This is a genomic window from Pseudomonas sp. H3_D04 (assembly GCF_054669175.1).
Window position 1 is genome coordinate 1,936,880 of record NZ_CP162801.1, and the last position, 14,241, is coordinate 1,951,120.

General features: G+C 58.5%; 12 protein-coding genes. 1 reads left to right on the forward strand and 11 read right to left on the reverse strand.

The window, feature by feature from the left end; translation table 11 throughout:
- Positions 1 to 14: 14 nt before the first annotated feature.
- The 10 genes from AB4N91_RS09135 to rfaH form a co-directional block, all read right to left on the reverse strand.
- On the reverse strand, positions 15 to 1,328 hold the full coding sequence (locus AB4N91_RS09135) for an O-antigen ligase family protein (RefSeq protein WP_221106310.1): 1,314 nt from the start codon (positions 1,326 to 1,328) through the stop codon (positions 15 to 17).
- Positions 1,325 to 2,437: a glycosyltransferase gene (locus AB4N91_RS09140; protein WP_460112329.1), complete on the reverse strand. Its 1,113-nt coding sequence runs from the start codon at positions 2,435 to 2,437 to the stop codon at positions 1,325 to 1,327. The genes AB4N91_RS09135 and AB4N91_RS09140 overlap by 4 nt, the downstream gene beginning before the upstream one ends.
- Positions 2,434 to 3,516, reverse strand: a complete 1,083-nt coding sequence (locus tag AB4N91_RS09145; RefSeq protein WP_460112330.1) for a glycosyltransferase — start codon at positions 3,514 to 3,516, stop codon at positions 2,434 to 2,436. Before AB4N91_RS09145 ends, AB4N91_RS09140 begins: the two co-directional genes overlap by 4 nt.
- A 2-nt stretch (positions 3,517 to 3,518) precedes the next feature.
- Complete coding sequence (locus tag AB4N91_RS09150; protein ID WP_077749467.1) at positions 3,519 to 4,223, reverse strand: WecB/TagA/CpsF family glycosyltransferase; 705 nt, start codon at positions 4,221 to 4,223, stop codon at positions 3,519 to 3,521.
- A 13-nt stretch (positions 4,224 to 4,236) separates the two neighbouring features.
- Positions 4,237 to 5,577, reverse strand: a complete 1,341-nt coding sequence (locus tag AB4N91_RS09155; protein ID WP_077749466.1) for a UDP-glucose dehydrogenase family protein — start codon at positions 5,575 to 5,577, stop codon at positions 4,237 to 4,239.
- Positions 5,578 to 5,624: 47 nt separating this feature from the next.
- Positions 5,625 to 7,016 (reverse strand): undecaprenyl-phosphate glucose phosphotransferase, encoded by a 1,392-nt coding sequence (locus tag AB4N91_RS09160; RefSeq protein ID WP_077749465.1) that lies wholly within the window; start codon positions 7,014 to 7,016, stop codon positions 5,625 to 5,627.
- A 168-nt stretch (positions 7,017 to 7,184) separates the two neighbouring features.
- Positions 7,185 to 9,500, reverse strand: a complete 2,316-nt coding sequence (locus AB4N91_RS09165) for a GumC family protein (protein WP_077749464.1) — start codon at positions 9,498 to 9,500, stop codon at positions 7,185 to 7,187.
- A 2-nt stretch (positions 9,501 to 9,502) separates the two neighbouring features.
- Positions 9,503 to 10,036: a polysaccharide biosynthesis/export family protein gene (locus AB4N91_RS09170; protein WP_077749463.1), complete on the reverse strand. Its 534-nt coding sequence runs from the start codon at positions 10,034 to 10,036 to the stop codon at positions 9,503 to 9,505.
- Positions 10,037 to 10,048: 12 nt separating this feature from the next.
- Positions 10,049 to 11,209, reverse strand: coding sequence for an outer membrane beta-barrel protein (locus tag AB4N91_RS09175; protein ID WP_077749462.1), 1,161 nt, complete (start codon positions 11,207 to 11,209; stop codon positions 10,049 to 10,051).
- Positions 11,210 to 11,236: 27 nt separating this feature from the next.
- Positions 11,237 to 11,773, reverse strand: a complete 537-nt coding sequence (gene rfaH, locus AB4N91_RS09180; RefSeq protein WP_077749461.1) for a transcription/translation regulatory transformer protein RfaH — start codon at positions 11,771 to 11,773, stop codon at positions 11,237 to 11,239.
- A gap of 610 nt (positions 11,774 to 12,383) precedes the next feature.
- On the opposite strand from rfaH, the gene AB4N91_RS09185 reads away from it, so the two are divergent.
- Entirely contained in the window at positions 12,384 to 13,361 is a 978-nt protein-coding gene (locus tag AB4N91_RS09185) for an NAD-dependent epimerase (protein WP_460112332.1), read from the forward strand.
- Between the two features lie 82 nt (positions 13,362 to 13,443).
- On the opposite strand, the gene AB4N91_RS09190 is transcribed toward AB4N91_RS09185, so the two are convergent.
- Positions 13,444 to 14,208 (reverse strand): alpha/beta hydrolase, encoded by a 765-nt coding sequence (locus AB4N91_RS09190; RefSeq protein WP_224795553.1) that lies wholly within the window; start codon positions 14,206 to 14,208, stop codon positions 13,444 to 13,446.
- Between the last annotated feature and the right edge of the window lie 33 nt (positions 14,209 to 14,241).

Here is a 14,241-nt window from a genome sequence, read left to right on the forward strand (position 1 = left end):
TGTTTCTCCTTTGATTACGCCTGGGCTGAATCGCGCGGGAATCCCCCGCCAGACGGACGCTGGCGCAGGGGTGTCGGTGATAATTCGGGGTAGGTCGCGTGGTGACGCCGAAAGGACAGGGCCAGGGTGCAGAACACCAGGAACTCGGCGGAGCGGTAGTTGGGAATCACGTACGCCACATAATTGGTGACGACGAACAAGCCGATGATCACCAGGGCACTGGCGCGAAACTGCGCCGCCTGGTTCGCCGTCACGGCGCGGTATTGTTTGAACAGCGCTTCGCCCAGCAGCAACGCCAGTGCAGTCAACTGGATGACGCCGCCATTGAGCAGGGTCTCCATGTAGCCGCTATGGGCGTTGCCGATGTAGCCCCAGCGAAGGATGAACGCATTGGCGTCGGGACTGGCCCAGAAGGCGCCAAAGCCGTAACCCTTGAGCCATTGTTGGTCGACAAAGGGCGCGAGCAGCTCCCAGATCAACGTGCGGTCCGTGAGTGACGGATCGCGGCCGGCGATCTCCAGCAGCCACGCAAGGTGGTTGTACAGCAGTAGGCAAACCAGCAGGAACGCCAGCGTGCAACCGAAGAACAGCCACTGCGAGCGGTTGATACGCAGGCGGATCAGGGTGAGGAAATACCAGTAGCTCAACGTGCCGGAAAGAATCAATGCCACGCCGGTCGCCGACTGGGCAAGCAGGATGGCAATCAGCGAAAAAAACGAGCAGAAGAGGGCCCAGCGGTTGCGTTGGCGGATCATCGGCAGCAACAGCAGGATGGCAATCGCGTTGAGCCGGGCGCCGGCGTTCTTTTCGGCAAAAATACCCTTGAATGCGCCGTCGCGAATACCACCGGACAAGAACGCGACGCCCGGCATGACCACGGCGAGTATCAATCCGATCAACGCCGCCACGCCGATGGCACAGCCGAGCATGAAGGTGATTTTTTCAAGGGGGTAGTTGTAGGCAATGAAACCGGCAAAAAACACCACGCTGAGCATCGCGATGAACCGCTTGAGGCTCAGCATCGGGTCGTGGGACCAGCCGATCGATGCGATGACGCAGAGCATGAACACCAGCAGAAAGAAGTTGCTGCGGTAAAAGGTTTTGCTGAGGAACACCTTGTTGCGGATGAAGAAGAACAAGGGCACCAACAGTGTGATCAGGCCGCAGATCTGGTTGGCGACGTTGCCTTCGAGGTCTTTATCGATGTCGCCGAAGCTGGAGGCGCCCCCCAGACTGAGGGCAAACGTGATCACCTGAATGTAGAACAGCACGCCAAACAAGGTGAAGCCATCGCGCAACGTCGAATACCTGATCTGCAGTGTGCTCATGATGATGGACTCCCGAGCAACGCGGCGAGGTAGGTCTGCACCGCGCTGGCATTCATGAACCGGGTGGCCGCATCCAGGCGGGAATGACGTTGCAGGTCCCGCGGTGTGGAGAGTTGCAGGGCAACCGCCTGCGACAGCGCGATCGGGTCGTCGACGGGGACGAGCGGTGCGACGAGGCCGCCGATGAGGATGTCCTGAGGACCATGGGGGCAGCGCGTCGCCACCACCGGTGTACCCGTGGACAAGGCCTCTACCAGCGCATTGGGACTGCCCTCGAAGCGTGACGACAACACAAAGCAATCCGCCGCGGCCACTTCTGCCAGAGGCTCACAGGTGTAACCCGGCAGGTCGAAGCGATCCGCCACGCCCAGCGTCCGGGCCTGGTCAAGCAACTGCGCCCTGAGCGGGCCTTCGCCAAAAATGATCAAGCGAGCGTCTGAATCCGGCAACGCGGCGAACGCTGTAATCAAGGTGTCGAAGCCTTTTTGCGGCACCAGGCGCCCCACGGCGACAATCACCGAGCCGGTTTTTTCCAGCAGCCAGCGGTGGCTTGGCGGCCCAGGCGACTTGTCGCGGAAGTCGTTATCGAGCACCGGGTTGTCGGCAATGGTCACGTCCTGGCGACGCGCAAGGGTGGTATCGACCAGGTCCTGGGCGACACCGCGCGAGACGCAGATCACCGGGTTGGGAATGAGCCGATACAGCAGTGGCGCCACCAGGTACGCGACCCGCACCATGAAGTCGGGGTTGACGTGTTTGTCATGGGAAAACGCATTGCGTTCGCTGACGTGCAGGCGTGCCAGCGTGCCGGACAGCACGGCTGCGGCGATCGCCACCACGTTGACGTGCGTGAGGGCCGCCAGTTGCGCGTCAAAGCGATTGGCGCGCAGAAATCGCGCGAGTGCCGGTACCGCACGTGCGGTGCGTTGGCTTTGCAGTTCAACTTTCTTGACACGCGGGTCGAGGTTCGCCGCATGGAGGCCGCCGCCGGTGAGCAACAGCAAGGTCACGTCATTGCCAGCGTCCACCAGGGCACCGGCGAGGCGCGTCATCATTTTTTCAGCCCCGCCTGCGCCGAGGTCATGCAGGATAATCAGCAGCTTTTTCATTGGCTCCATACCTGGTAGTACGCTTGCGCGGCGTGCTGGCTGGTGTACGGATGGATGGCGTCACTGAGCATTTTTGCGCTAGGTGCAACGCCGCTTTGTGCGGTCAGGCTTTGAAGCATTCCCCGCGCCAGCGCCGGTACGTCGTTGACGGCGACCAGTTGACCCAGTCGACCGTTGTCCAGCAGTTCCCTCGGGCCGGTCTCGCAGTCGCATGCCAGCACGGGCGTGCCCAGTGCCAGCGCCTCGATCAGGACGGTCGGCATGCCTTCCTGCACGGAGCTCAGAATGAACAGCCGTGCGTGCCTCAGTAGCGGATAGGGGTTGCTCAGGAATCCGGTGAAATGCACCCGGTGCGTGATGCCCAGTCGGGCTGCCTGAGTGGTCAGTGCGTCGAGCAACGGACCGTCACCGACAATCACCAGATCCGGCAGTGTTTCGCTGCGCAGCGCCAGGGCGTAGGCATCCAGCAACAGATGAAACCCTTTAGGTTCCACCAGGCGGCCCAGGCTCAACCAATAGTCGCGGGGCAAATCAGCGGACAACGGCGCTTGTGCGGCTTGAAGCAGTTGTTCGGTGACGACAGCGTTGGGGCAATAGCGGATCCGTTGCCGACCCCAAGGCATCACGTCGATGAGGGACTGGCGCAAGGCGGTGGAGACCGTGACCACTTTGCCGCTACCGCAGAGGTACAACGTATAGAGCAGGCGCAGGCTTGAAGGGCCGGTTTTCTGTTCAGTGCAATCCAGTGCCGCGTGGCGGCTGTAGATGACTTTGCAAGGACTGCCCAAGGTGGCGAACCAGGCGCAGAGGTTGGCTTGCTCCTTGGCGGAAATCACGTGGGTGACGCCCTCACGGCGAATGAGCCGGCGCAACTGCACAATGGATTTGAGCAGGCCGACGATGCCGCTGCCGCTGGCGCTGCCGAGTGTTTGAACACCATCCGTGTCCGGCGTGTCGCCGTTCATGACGAAAAAACTCACGCGCTGGCCATCCTTGAGAAACTGCTCGGACAGCCGTTGCTGGACGCGCTCGACACCGCCGCCCACCTTGAAATCCTTGAGAATAAACAGGATGTGCATGGTCATTCCTCAACGCTGATGGCGACTTTGCGTGACGCGATGAGCGCCAACAGGTGCACAAAGTTGTTCGGGTAGTCGATGAGGTAGCGCTTGATCGTATGGGGCTCGCGATACATGCGATAAAACGCGCGCATATGCAGGCGATTGATCAGCGCCGGGTAATAGTTGCGCGTGGCCAGGGCTTCCTGACGAATGAACCCGCCACAGGTGAAGGCGACCCCGCGAAACCCCGCGCGCAACGCGTCCTGCTCGAACTGCTCTTGCAGTCCGGCACCCAGGCCCACGATCAGGATGTGCGCTTCGCTGCGGCAGATGTCGGCCTGAATGCCCTCGGCCTGGGACGCATTGAAGTAACCGTTGTGGTAACCGGCGAGGGTCAGCCGTGGGTAAAGGGCCTTGATCTTGCTGACGAACAGTTCCAGTTCCGCTTGCCGGGCCCCGACGAAATACACGCGCTTGCCCTGTTGCTCGGCGCTGCGCAGTACAAGGTCGGCGATGGACGTGAAGTCAAAGCTGACCCGTCCGATCCTCCTGCCGGTCACACGCGACATGAAAGTCGACATCAGCATGCCGTCGCAAAAATAGGTGACGGTGTTCGGGGGCTGCTCGAAAACACTGCCAATGGACGCGAAGTTGATGAAGGAATAGGCCTGGTTGGCCTCCAGTAACTTCGTTGAGTATTGCCCGACTAGTTCCAGCCTGATCATGGCGCCGCTCCTTTCAGATGACTGAGCGGGTCTGTCGGCCCACGGAGACGTAGGTAAAACCCCGTTTGCTCAACCGCTGCGGATCGAACAGATTGCGTCCGTCAAAAATCAGCGGGTGCTTGAGCTGCCGGCCGAGCAAGTCGAAGTCCGGGGCTCGAAACGATTGCCACTCGGTGACGATGATCAAGGCGTCGGCATTTTTCAGGGCCGCCTCCTTGGTGCCGGCCAGGGTCAGGTCGTCGCGCGATCCGTAAATGCGCTGGGCCTCCTCCATGGCTTTGGGGTCGAACGCCTGGACGCTGGCGCCGGCGTGCCACAAGGCTTCCATCAGTACCCGGCTGGGGGCCTCGCGCATGTCGTCGGTGTTGGGTTTGAAACTCAACCCCCACAGGGCAAAGGTCTTGCCGCGAAGGGCGCCGTCGAAGTGATTGAAAATCTTCGTGTACAGGCTGGCCTTCTGTTCGTGGTTGCGCGACTCGACGGCCTTGAGTACCCGAGCATCGATGTCGACGCTGGCGGCGGCCTGTATCAGCGCCTTCACGTCCTTGGGAAAGCACGACCCGCCGTAGCCCACACCCGGATAGATGAATTGATAACCGATGCGCGGATCAGAGCCGATGCCGTGTCTGACCATCTCGATATCGGCACCCAGTTTTTCGGCGAGGCAGGCCATTTCGTTCATGAAACTGATCTTGGTTGCCAACATGCTGTTGGCGGCGTACTTGGTCAGTTCGGCGCTACGCAGGTCCATGACGATGATCTTTTCGCGGTTGCGATTGAACGGTTCGTACAGTTCGCGCATGACCTCTTCGGCGTGTTGGCTGTCGGTGCCGATGATGATCCGGTCCGGGCGCATGCAATCCTCGACCGCGCAGCCTTCCTTGAGAAACTCGGGGTTGGAGACCACGTCGAAGGTCAGATTGCAGCGACCGGTGTCGGCCAGCACCTGCTCGATGTGCGCGCGAACCCGGTCACCGGTCCCGACGGGGACGGTGGATTTATCGACGATGATGTGATGCCGGTCCATGTTCAGCGCGATGGTTTGCGCAACGCTCAATACATGTTTGAGGTCTGCCGACCCGTCTTCATCCGGCGGTGTCCCCACGGCAATCAACAGCACATCACCATGGTGGACAGCGCTGGCGAGATCAGTGCCGAACTGCAGCCGGCCACTTTGGTAATTGCTGTGGACCAGGCTTTTCAGCCCCGGCTCGTAGAGCGGCAGCGTGCCGTCCTTCAGCGCCTGTACCTTGTCGGCGTCAACATCCACACAGAGGACGTTATGGCCCACTTCCGCCAGCGCGGCGCCTTGGACAAGGCCCACGTAACCAATACCAAATACGCTCACATTCATGATCAAACCTCAGGTCGGCGTGACAGTGATCAACGAGGGGGCAGGGGTCAGTAGATGTTTTTCGAGAACAGCGTGAAGGGGGTCTTGATGAGGATCTTGATGTCCAGCCACAGCGACCATTGGTTGATGTAGTTGAGGTCCTGGGCGACGCGCAGCTGCATCTTTTCCACCGTCTCGGTTTCGCCTCGATGCCCGGTGATCTGGGCCAATCCGGTAATCCCCGGTTTGAGACGGTGACGGGCCATGTAGGCGCGCACTTTGCCGGTGTAGTAAATGTTGTGGGTGACCGCATGCGGGCGAGGACCGACCAGGGCCATTTGCCCGAACAACACGTTGAACAGCTGCGGTAACTCGTCAATGGAACTGCGGCGCAGAAAGCGTCCGATCAGCGTGACGCGTTCATCGTCACGGGTGGCCTGGTGCACTTCGCTATCGTCGTGGAGGCGCATCGAACGAAATTTCCAGACCTTGATCACTTCGCCGTTGCAGCCATGACGATTTTGCTTGAACAGCACGGGACCGGCGGAAGTCAGCTTGACGGCGATCGCCACCGTCAAGAGCATCGGACTGAGGACAATAATGGCCACGGCGGCCAGGCTGCGTTCGAACAGGTCTTTGCAAAACAGGCTGGCCGGATGGGAGCTGATCAGGCTTTCGTTGAGGTAAATGGCGGGCATCCGCTCGATTTCCGAGATCGAATGGTTGAGCAATACCATGCTGCCGAAATCCGGGATCCAGACCACGTCGACATTCATGTCCAGCAGGTCGATGTACAACGCTTCGATGGTGGCGGCATGCGTCATCGGCAGGACAATGTAAACGCGGCGCACATCCAGGCGCGTGATGATTTCGCGGATCGAATCGACGTGGCCGAGCAGCGGCAGGATGCTGGGGGCCGGGCCGCTGTTGTCGGCTGCGGCGATGAAACCCATGACCAGCGCACGGTTCGGTCTGGAGAGTTTTTTCGCCAGTTCATGGGCGGTCGGGCAGGTGCCGATGATCACCGCACGACGCTCGTTGCAGACCATCCGCGAGTGCAACCGGGCGAAGTAATGCAGGGGCAGAAACATCGCAGCCTGGGCGACAAAGCCCAGCACCGCCCAGACCATGATGACCTGGCGCGAGTAAATCGCGCTGGTCTGGGTGATGAAGGCAATGGCCGCCAGCACGGCCAGCAGGATCAGCCAGCCGGCCAGCAACCGGCCGAGCCCGACCACCAGGCCGTGACGCTTGTGGTAAACCTGCATCACGCTGTAGATCGGCACCGAGCCGAGCACCGTCAGAACTATCAGGATGCGGTATTCGCTGGTGAGGCTGCCAACGCGCCAATACACGAGCAGCATCAGCAGCGAAGTCGCCAGCGTCAGTGCACACAACCACTGCCCCCAGAACGTCAGGCCTCGGCGGTGTGTCATGTGAGCGGTATAGAGAGGAGTCATGGGCTTAACCTCAAGGCAGAATTAATGCATCAGCGCTGATGGGCGCGCACGGCGTGGCTCCCGCAGGCTTTTCCGTAGCTCGGCAGAGGTGAAGCAATGTGTGGTGATGGCAGAAAGACTGTGGTGAGGGGGCTTGCCCCGTTCGGCCTCGCCGCAGATTTTATGGTGTCAGCGGGGGGCGAAGTCGTAGTTATAAAACGTCTTGGAATGGTGGTAGCCGTACTTGCGCGCCTTGCGCAGGTCTACCTGGTTGAGCACGGTGCCAAATACCGGCACATGGCTTTGCTGCAACATGGCAATGCCCTTCTGCACCTGACTGATCGGCGTGCTGTCGGCCTTGACCACATAGATCACCGCATCCGAATGCTTGGCCAGCAACAGTGCATCGCTGATCATTTCCGCAGGCGGTGAGTCGATAATGATGTGGCGGTAACGCGACTTCAGCGCCTCAAGCATGCGCGCCATGCGCGGCGAACTGAGCAGATCCTGCGGTGGAGGCTGGCGTGACGGGTTAAGCGATTCGGCAGGGGAAGGCAGGCGCGGCGCGGTGAACAGATCCCGCGAAGGCGGCATGACCATGCCAGCCGGCAGCATGTCCAGATTGCCCACCGAAACGATGCAGTCTTCAAGCCTGGCGGTGCCCGCAATGACATTGGCCAGTCCCGGGCTGTCAGGCGGAAAATCGAAGTTCAGTGAAAGGGTCGGTTGGCGCATGTCGGCATCGATCAGCAACACTCGCTCCAGCGAAGTGAGGGAACTGGCCAGGTTGGTGGCAATGGTACTTTTACCCTCACCGGCAACGGTCGACGTCACGAGTACCACCTGCGACGGCATTTCACTGCTTTGCAACATCAGCCAGGTGCGCAGATTGCGGATGGTCTCGGAAAAGCGCGGGTTGTCGTTGTCTTCGAACAAGCGCGCCAATTGGCGGCGACTTTTCTTCATCACCAGCGGCACCACGCTGAGCAGCGGAATGTTAAGCGTGCTTTCAATCGTCTCGTCGGTTTTAAAGGTGTTACTCAGGCTGTCGAAGAGCAGCGCCAACGCGACGCCGATCACTGCAGCCACCAACCCGACGATCCCGACAATCAATGTTTTACGTGGCTTGCTCGCTTCCACTGGCACAATCGCCGGGTCGACGATGCGCACTTTGGTGGAGTCCATGTCGGCAGTGGCCGCGGTTTCTTTCAAGCGGGTGACGAAGGTTTCATACAGTGCACGGGTGCTGTCGACTTCCCGCTGGAATTCGCGCAACTGAAATTCCTTGCGGGCGATGTCCTGGATCTGCGCCTTGTTGCTGTTGAAGGATTGGCGCAGCGAAGCTTCACTGGCTGAGGCCAGCTGGTATTGCCGTTCGATCCCGGCGACCACTTGCTGCACCTGCAATTGCAGGCTGGTGGTGGCGGCGCGCAATTCCGATTGCGCGGAAATCAGGCTCGGGTGTTTCGGGCCATAGCGTCCTGACAGCTCATCGACCTTGGCTTGCGCCTTGGCTCGGTCCGCCTGGAATTGCTGGACCAGCGGGTTACTCAAGACTGCCGGCACGCTGGAGAGTCGGCTCAGGTCGCCGTTGCTCAGGGCTTTCGCCTGGCGGTATTCACTCTCGGCTTCCGCGCGGTTGCGGCGGGCGTCGACCATGCGATTGCCGGTCATTTCCAGTTCGTTGGCGCTGATGGTGGCAACCCCGCCGACATCGACCAGGCCTTGTTCCTCCCGGTAGCCCTGAAGCTTTTTCTCGGCAACACGCAGGTTGTCGCGCAGTTTGACCAATCGTGTGTTCATCCACGCGGTGGTGGTCTGCGAGGACTTTTCGCTGGTGTCGAGCTGACTGTCGGTAAAGCCATGGGCCAACGCGTTGGCCGCCGCTGCCGCCAGGACAGGGTCTGGCAGCTCGACCTCGATTTCGAGCAGTTGGCTCTTGCCGACGAACTTGACGCTGGTGTGCAGCATGAGGTTCTGCGTGACCTGATTGAAGACATCATCTTCACTTGGCTCAGCTTTCATCGGCTTCAACAGGCCGCCCAGCCCCGGGATCCATTGATCAAGGTTCAGGTCGGCCAGCCATTGGCGTGGCGTGAACCATGGCTTCGATTGCTGGCGTGGATCGGTGACCGGGTTGGTCGTCAGCTCGAGTTTTTTCACGGCTCGTTCGGCAAGGTCCCGTGATTGCAGGAGCGCCTGTTGTGTCTGCAAGTAATCAGTGGCGTTGCTGCCTGAGTCCTTGACTTGCTGGAAGGACATCAGCGGCGGGGTTTTATCGTTGAACAGCAAGGTGGTGCTGCCGACGTATTGCGGGGTGATGTTCGAGACCACAACGACCGCCAGCAAACCGCACAGCAGGACAAACCATCCGATGCTCCATTTGGCGCGCCAGATCACCCTCCACAGTTTGAGAAGATCAATGGTGTCCTTGTCGTCGCTGTACTGCTGATGCAGATGCGTTTGCAGAGGACGTTCGACGTAGGTGCTAGGGCTGTTGTCCATGATTAGAAAAAGCCTTGTGCAATGGAAATGGTGTCGCCGGGGGCAATCGTGGTGTTTCGCGTGACCTCATCGGTGAGGGTCGGGCCGCCATCACCGCGCAAGATGGTCACGCGTTTGATGGAAGCTCGCTCGGTCAGTCCACCGCCCAGAGCGATGGCTTTTTCCAGGGTCAGTCCGGGTATGAAGGGATAGCTGCCGGGTTTTTTCACTTCGCCGTTGATGTAGAACGAGCGGTATTCGATCTGGCTCAAGCTGACTTTCGGGTCGTTCAGATAGCCTTGTTTGAGTCCGTCGACGATGATCTTTTCGACCTGGCCGGGTGTGAGTCCCTTGGCGGAAATCTCACCCAGGAACGGATAGGAAAATGTGCCGGCATCGCTGAGGCGGATTTTTTTAATGCTCAGCTCCGGCTCGCCGAACACGATGATGCGCAAGACATCGCCAGCGGCCAGTTTGTACTGGGTATCAGGGTCTGCGGCGTAGGTATCGGGTAGCACAAGCAGTGCGAGCAATAAGCCCAGGGTGCGTGAGTTCATGTCGAAACCCTCTTAAAGGCTGACGTTGAAGCTGATCTGAACAACGTTGCGGGTGTAGCTTTGGTCGTCGGCATCAGAGTCGTTGTCGCGGAATCGATAGCCGAGCTCGATGTCCAGCCAGCGGCGCATCGCGTACACCACGGCCAGGTTGTAGTCCTGATAATTGTCGGTTCGGCTTTCGCCTTCGTAGACATAACGACCGTACCCGGCCTGTGCAATCGTGGTGATCCGTTCGGTCCAGCCATGGCGCCAACCGACCTGGGTGAAGGTGGACTTGACGGCATCGGCACCGTCGTCGCCCTCGGCGAGAGCCTGGCGGGCCACAAGGGTGAATGTCGAATAAGTGCGTGGTTTCCATTGCAGGTCCACTTGCCAGGTGGGGTTGTCGAGGTCTTTGGATTCGCTGCTGTCGAAGTCCTTTTTCTCATAACCGACACGGACTTTACCGGTGGTCTTTGCGGTAATGTCCCAGACGGCACCGGCGAGTACCGCGTTGGATTTGCTGCTGCGCGGGCTGTTGGGTTCCTGGTAGTCAAAATTGGTGTGGTCGTACTCAAGCAGGCCACGGGTATTGCTACCGATGCGGTGATACCAGGTACTGGTCAGGGCGGCGGTATTGCGCTCTTTGTCGTCATTGATGCCGTCGGCGTTGTCGTAGCGAAGTTCCGCGTAACTGGCGCCAAAATCGATCTGGTTGTCAGCGCTCCTGGCGCCATAGGTATAGAGGCCACCGACTCTTTTGTTATTGAGCTTGTCGTTGATGCCGTCGACCGCCGTGTCCTCGGTGCGCTCCCACTTGCGGTATTCGGCGTCGAGCTTCAGACGGTGCCGGTCAGTGAACTCCATGATGCTGTCCGCCCGCACCCGTTGTGCGGTGTTCGAGGCATCCGACTCGTCGTGATAAATGTAGCGGATGGGCTGCCAGGTCAGTCGGGTAGCGCTGTTGCGATCTTCGGCCTTGAGTTCGAAAGAGGGCGCCAGCTTCGTGACCATCGAGGACTGTTTGTTGTTCTCCAGTTCTCGAAAGTTATCGTCATAGCTTTCTGAAAACAGAAAGGTAGGTGTGAAATCGAACCCGTAAACATCGATAGGTGCCGGATCAATACTCCAGGCCATTCCAGGGTAGAGGGAGGCCATGATCAGTGCAAAAGGGCAGCGTGAATTCAAGGCCATGTCCTGGCTCCTGGAATAAGCGATCAGTCAGATATTGGATTGAAACGAGGGGTGCTGAAGTTCGAGGTCACTCAAGGGCATGCAGATCGCCTGGTCCCGATTCAGAAACTGCATCAGGATCATGACGCGCTCAGCCCCATGTGAAGTGATAAAAATCCCCTCGAGTGTCGACAGTGGTCCACGGATAATTTGCAGGTGGTCGCCGGGCGTAAGGGGCGGGGTATCTGGGGATACCGATGATTCGAAACAGCGTGCACGCAGGTGCTCGATGACGTTCTCAGCCACCGTCGCAGGACCATGATTGAATTCGACGAAACGACTGACGCCCCGAGTGGAACGTATGGGCGCCCAGTTGTCATTACCGCCAAGATGGATAAACAGATACCCGGGAAAAAGGGACTCGCGCACCCTCTGATATTTGCCGCGAATCAGGCGTTCACTCAACAGTTGGGGGTGAAATACGACATAGTTTTGTTGAAGCAGGTTTAGGTGGGCTCGTTCATCCTGGTGAGGCTTGCACTGCAGAAGGTACCAGTTAGAGCGTTCGGAACGGATTGCTGGCATGCTGGTAAACTCCGTATATATCGAAAGTTTAGGCAGGCAGTGGCTCTATAGAGGCCCGAGAAGTAATTAAGCCAGGCAGGGTTGTTTTTTTTATGTGAGGGGCGAAGACGTGTGTCAATAATGAATCAGGTGGTGTTACATAGGCGTAACAGCGTGATAATGAATGTCCGCTATATCTGACAGCCTGTTGGATATATAGCTTGAGTCATTATTCGGAGACAAAGCTACCGCACGGTCCATACGAAGGGGCCGCAAAAAACAAAGACTTCAGAAGTTGTCTGAGAAGCAGCGATAAACGAACAAACTGCACTCGGATTCTGTTTCATCAGACCCGTGTAGTTATTGACCACTCACGACAAGCTGTCAAACGTTCCTTGTCAAAAAACATGCCTTTCATCCAAAAGTGCATTCGGCAATGTTCAAGTGATTGTTTTTAAAGCTGATTTAGTTTCCGTCGAACGGATTAAACTTTTTTAGCTATAAATAGTCGTCGTGGGGGGCGGGCAAACCGGAAGGATGCCACCCTGATGGGGCCAGTTATAAAACTTGGAATCACGGTCATTGCAACGCTATAACTAACTGCCTGTGATTAGGCAAGCGGGGCGGTATTATGACTATTCTCGTGACTGGCGCGGCAGGTTTCATCGGGTATCACACGGTCAAACGATTGTGCCTGGAAGGGCGTGATGTTGTTGGTATCGACAACCTCAACGCGTATTACAGCGTGGAATTGAAACATGCCCGGCTCAAGCAACTGAGCGAATTGCAAGGTTTCCGTTTTCAGAGGATGGACATTGTCGATAAGCCGTCCTTGATGGCGTTATTCGAAGACAATAAGTTCACCGAGGTCGTGCATCTGGCGGCGCAAGCGGGGGTTCGTTATTCGCTGGATAACCCGGATGTGTATGCGCAATCGAATCTGGTGGGATTCCTGAACGTGCTCGAAGCCTGCCGGCACTACCGGCCTGTGCACTTGATCTATGCGTCGAGCAGTTCGGTGTATGGCGCCAACAGCAAACTCCCGTTCAGCGTCGACGATCCGGTCGATCAACCGGTGTCGCTGTACGCTGCTAGCAAGCGCGCCAATGAATTGCTTGCCCACAGCTACTGCCATCTCTATGGGATTCGTGCCAGCGGCCTGCGTTTTTTTACCGTGTACGGTCCTTGGGGACGTCCAGACATGGCGCTGTTCACGTTCACCGAAGCGATGCTCAAGGGCCGGCCGATTGATATCTACAACCATGGCCAGATGGCGCGTGATTTCACCTATGTCGACGATATTGTCGAAAGCATCGCCCGGTTGCTTGCGAAGCCGCCGGTCCCGGACAAGGAGGCAAATGGCGTCAACCGGATTTTCAACATCGGGCGTGGAAAACCGGTCGCGTTGCTCGATTTTGTCGAATGCCTGGAAGCGGCGCTGGGCATAACAGCGCAGCGCAATTATTTGCCGATGCAGCCGGGCGATGTCGTCAAGACATGGGCCGATGTGTCGGCGCTGGCAGACTGGGTCGGTTTCTCGCCCCAGGTGGAGGTTGAAGAAGGCGTGAGGCAATTTGCGCAGTGGTATCGCGACTACTACAAGGTCTGAGTCTGGCGCTTCAATCCGATACGAAATCCACCGGTTCGAGAAGCCAGCAGGGCAGCTGCTACAGGTCGTAGACAGGCGTTGTTCACAGCGCATCGCCAAGTAATTTCAGGTATTCGGGACTTTCGGAAATGGAATTGTGGCCCACCCCCGGTACGACTCGCAGCGTGGCCACGCCTTTGGCGAAATGCGTGTAGAGCAGCTCGGTGCTTGAACGCGGTATGACTTCATCGTGCTCCGCCGCGATCAGCAACGTCGGTATCGTGATGTGCGCCGCGTACTTCCAAGATTCAAAGCGCTCCTGCAGCAACCACTTCACCGGAAACCACGGGAACTGGCGCACGGCGAGGTCTTCCAGGCTGTTGTAGGGCGTAATCAGGATCAGGCTCGAGGCCGGCCGCTGGCTGGCGAGGCGCACGGCGACCCCCGAACCGAGGCTGCGTCCGACCACGGCGATGTGCGGATGAGTATCGTAGACCTTGTCAAACAAGGTCATGGCATCGCGCTGAATTGACTCCTCCGAAGGCGAGCCGGAGCTTCCCCCGAAACCTCGATAGTGCAGCAAATAGATCGCATGCTCCGGGAAAGCCTGGGCGAACCCTGGCAGGTTGCGAGAAACATCCTCGGCATTGCCGCCGAAATAGATCAACGCCTTCGGCCCGTCGTGGGGCCTGATCGACACCGCCACGTCCGCATCGTCCACCGTCAGCTTGAGCAGCGTTTCGGGCGTCTCGATGGCGCTGGGCTGCGGGAAGTAGATGAGCGCGCGCTGAAACACGAACAGCGCTGCACAGAGCGCCAGGTACAAGGCGGCAAGGATGACGACGATTAACACCAGGGTTCGTGGCATTCGGCTAACTTTAGTGGGCGACATTGACGGCTC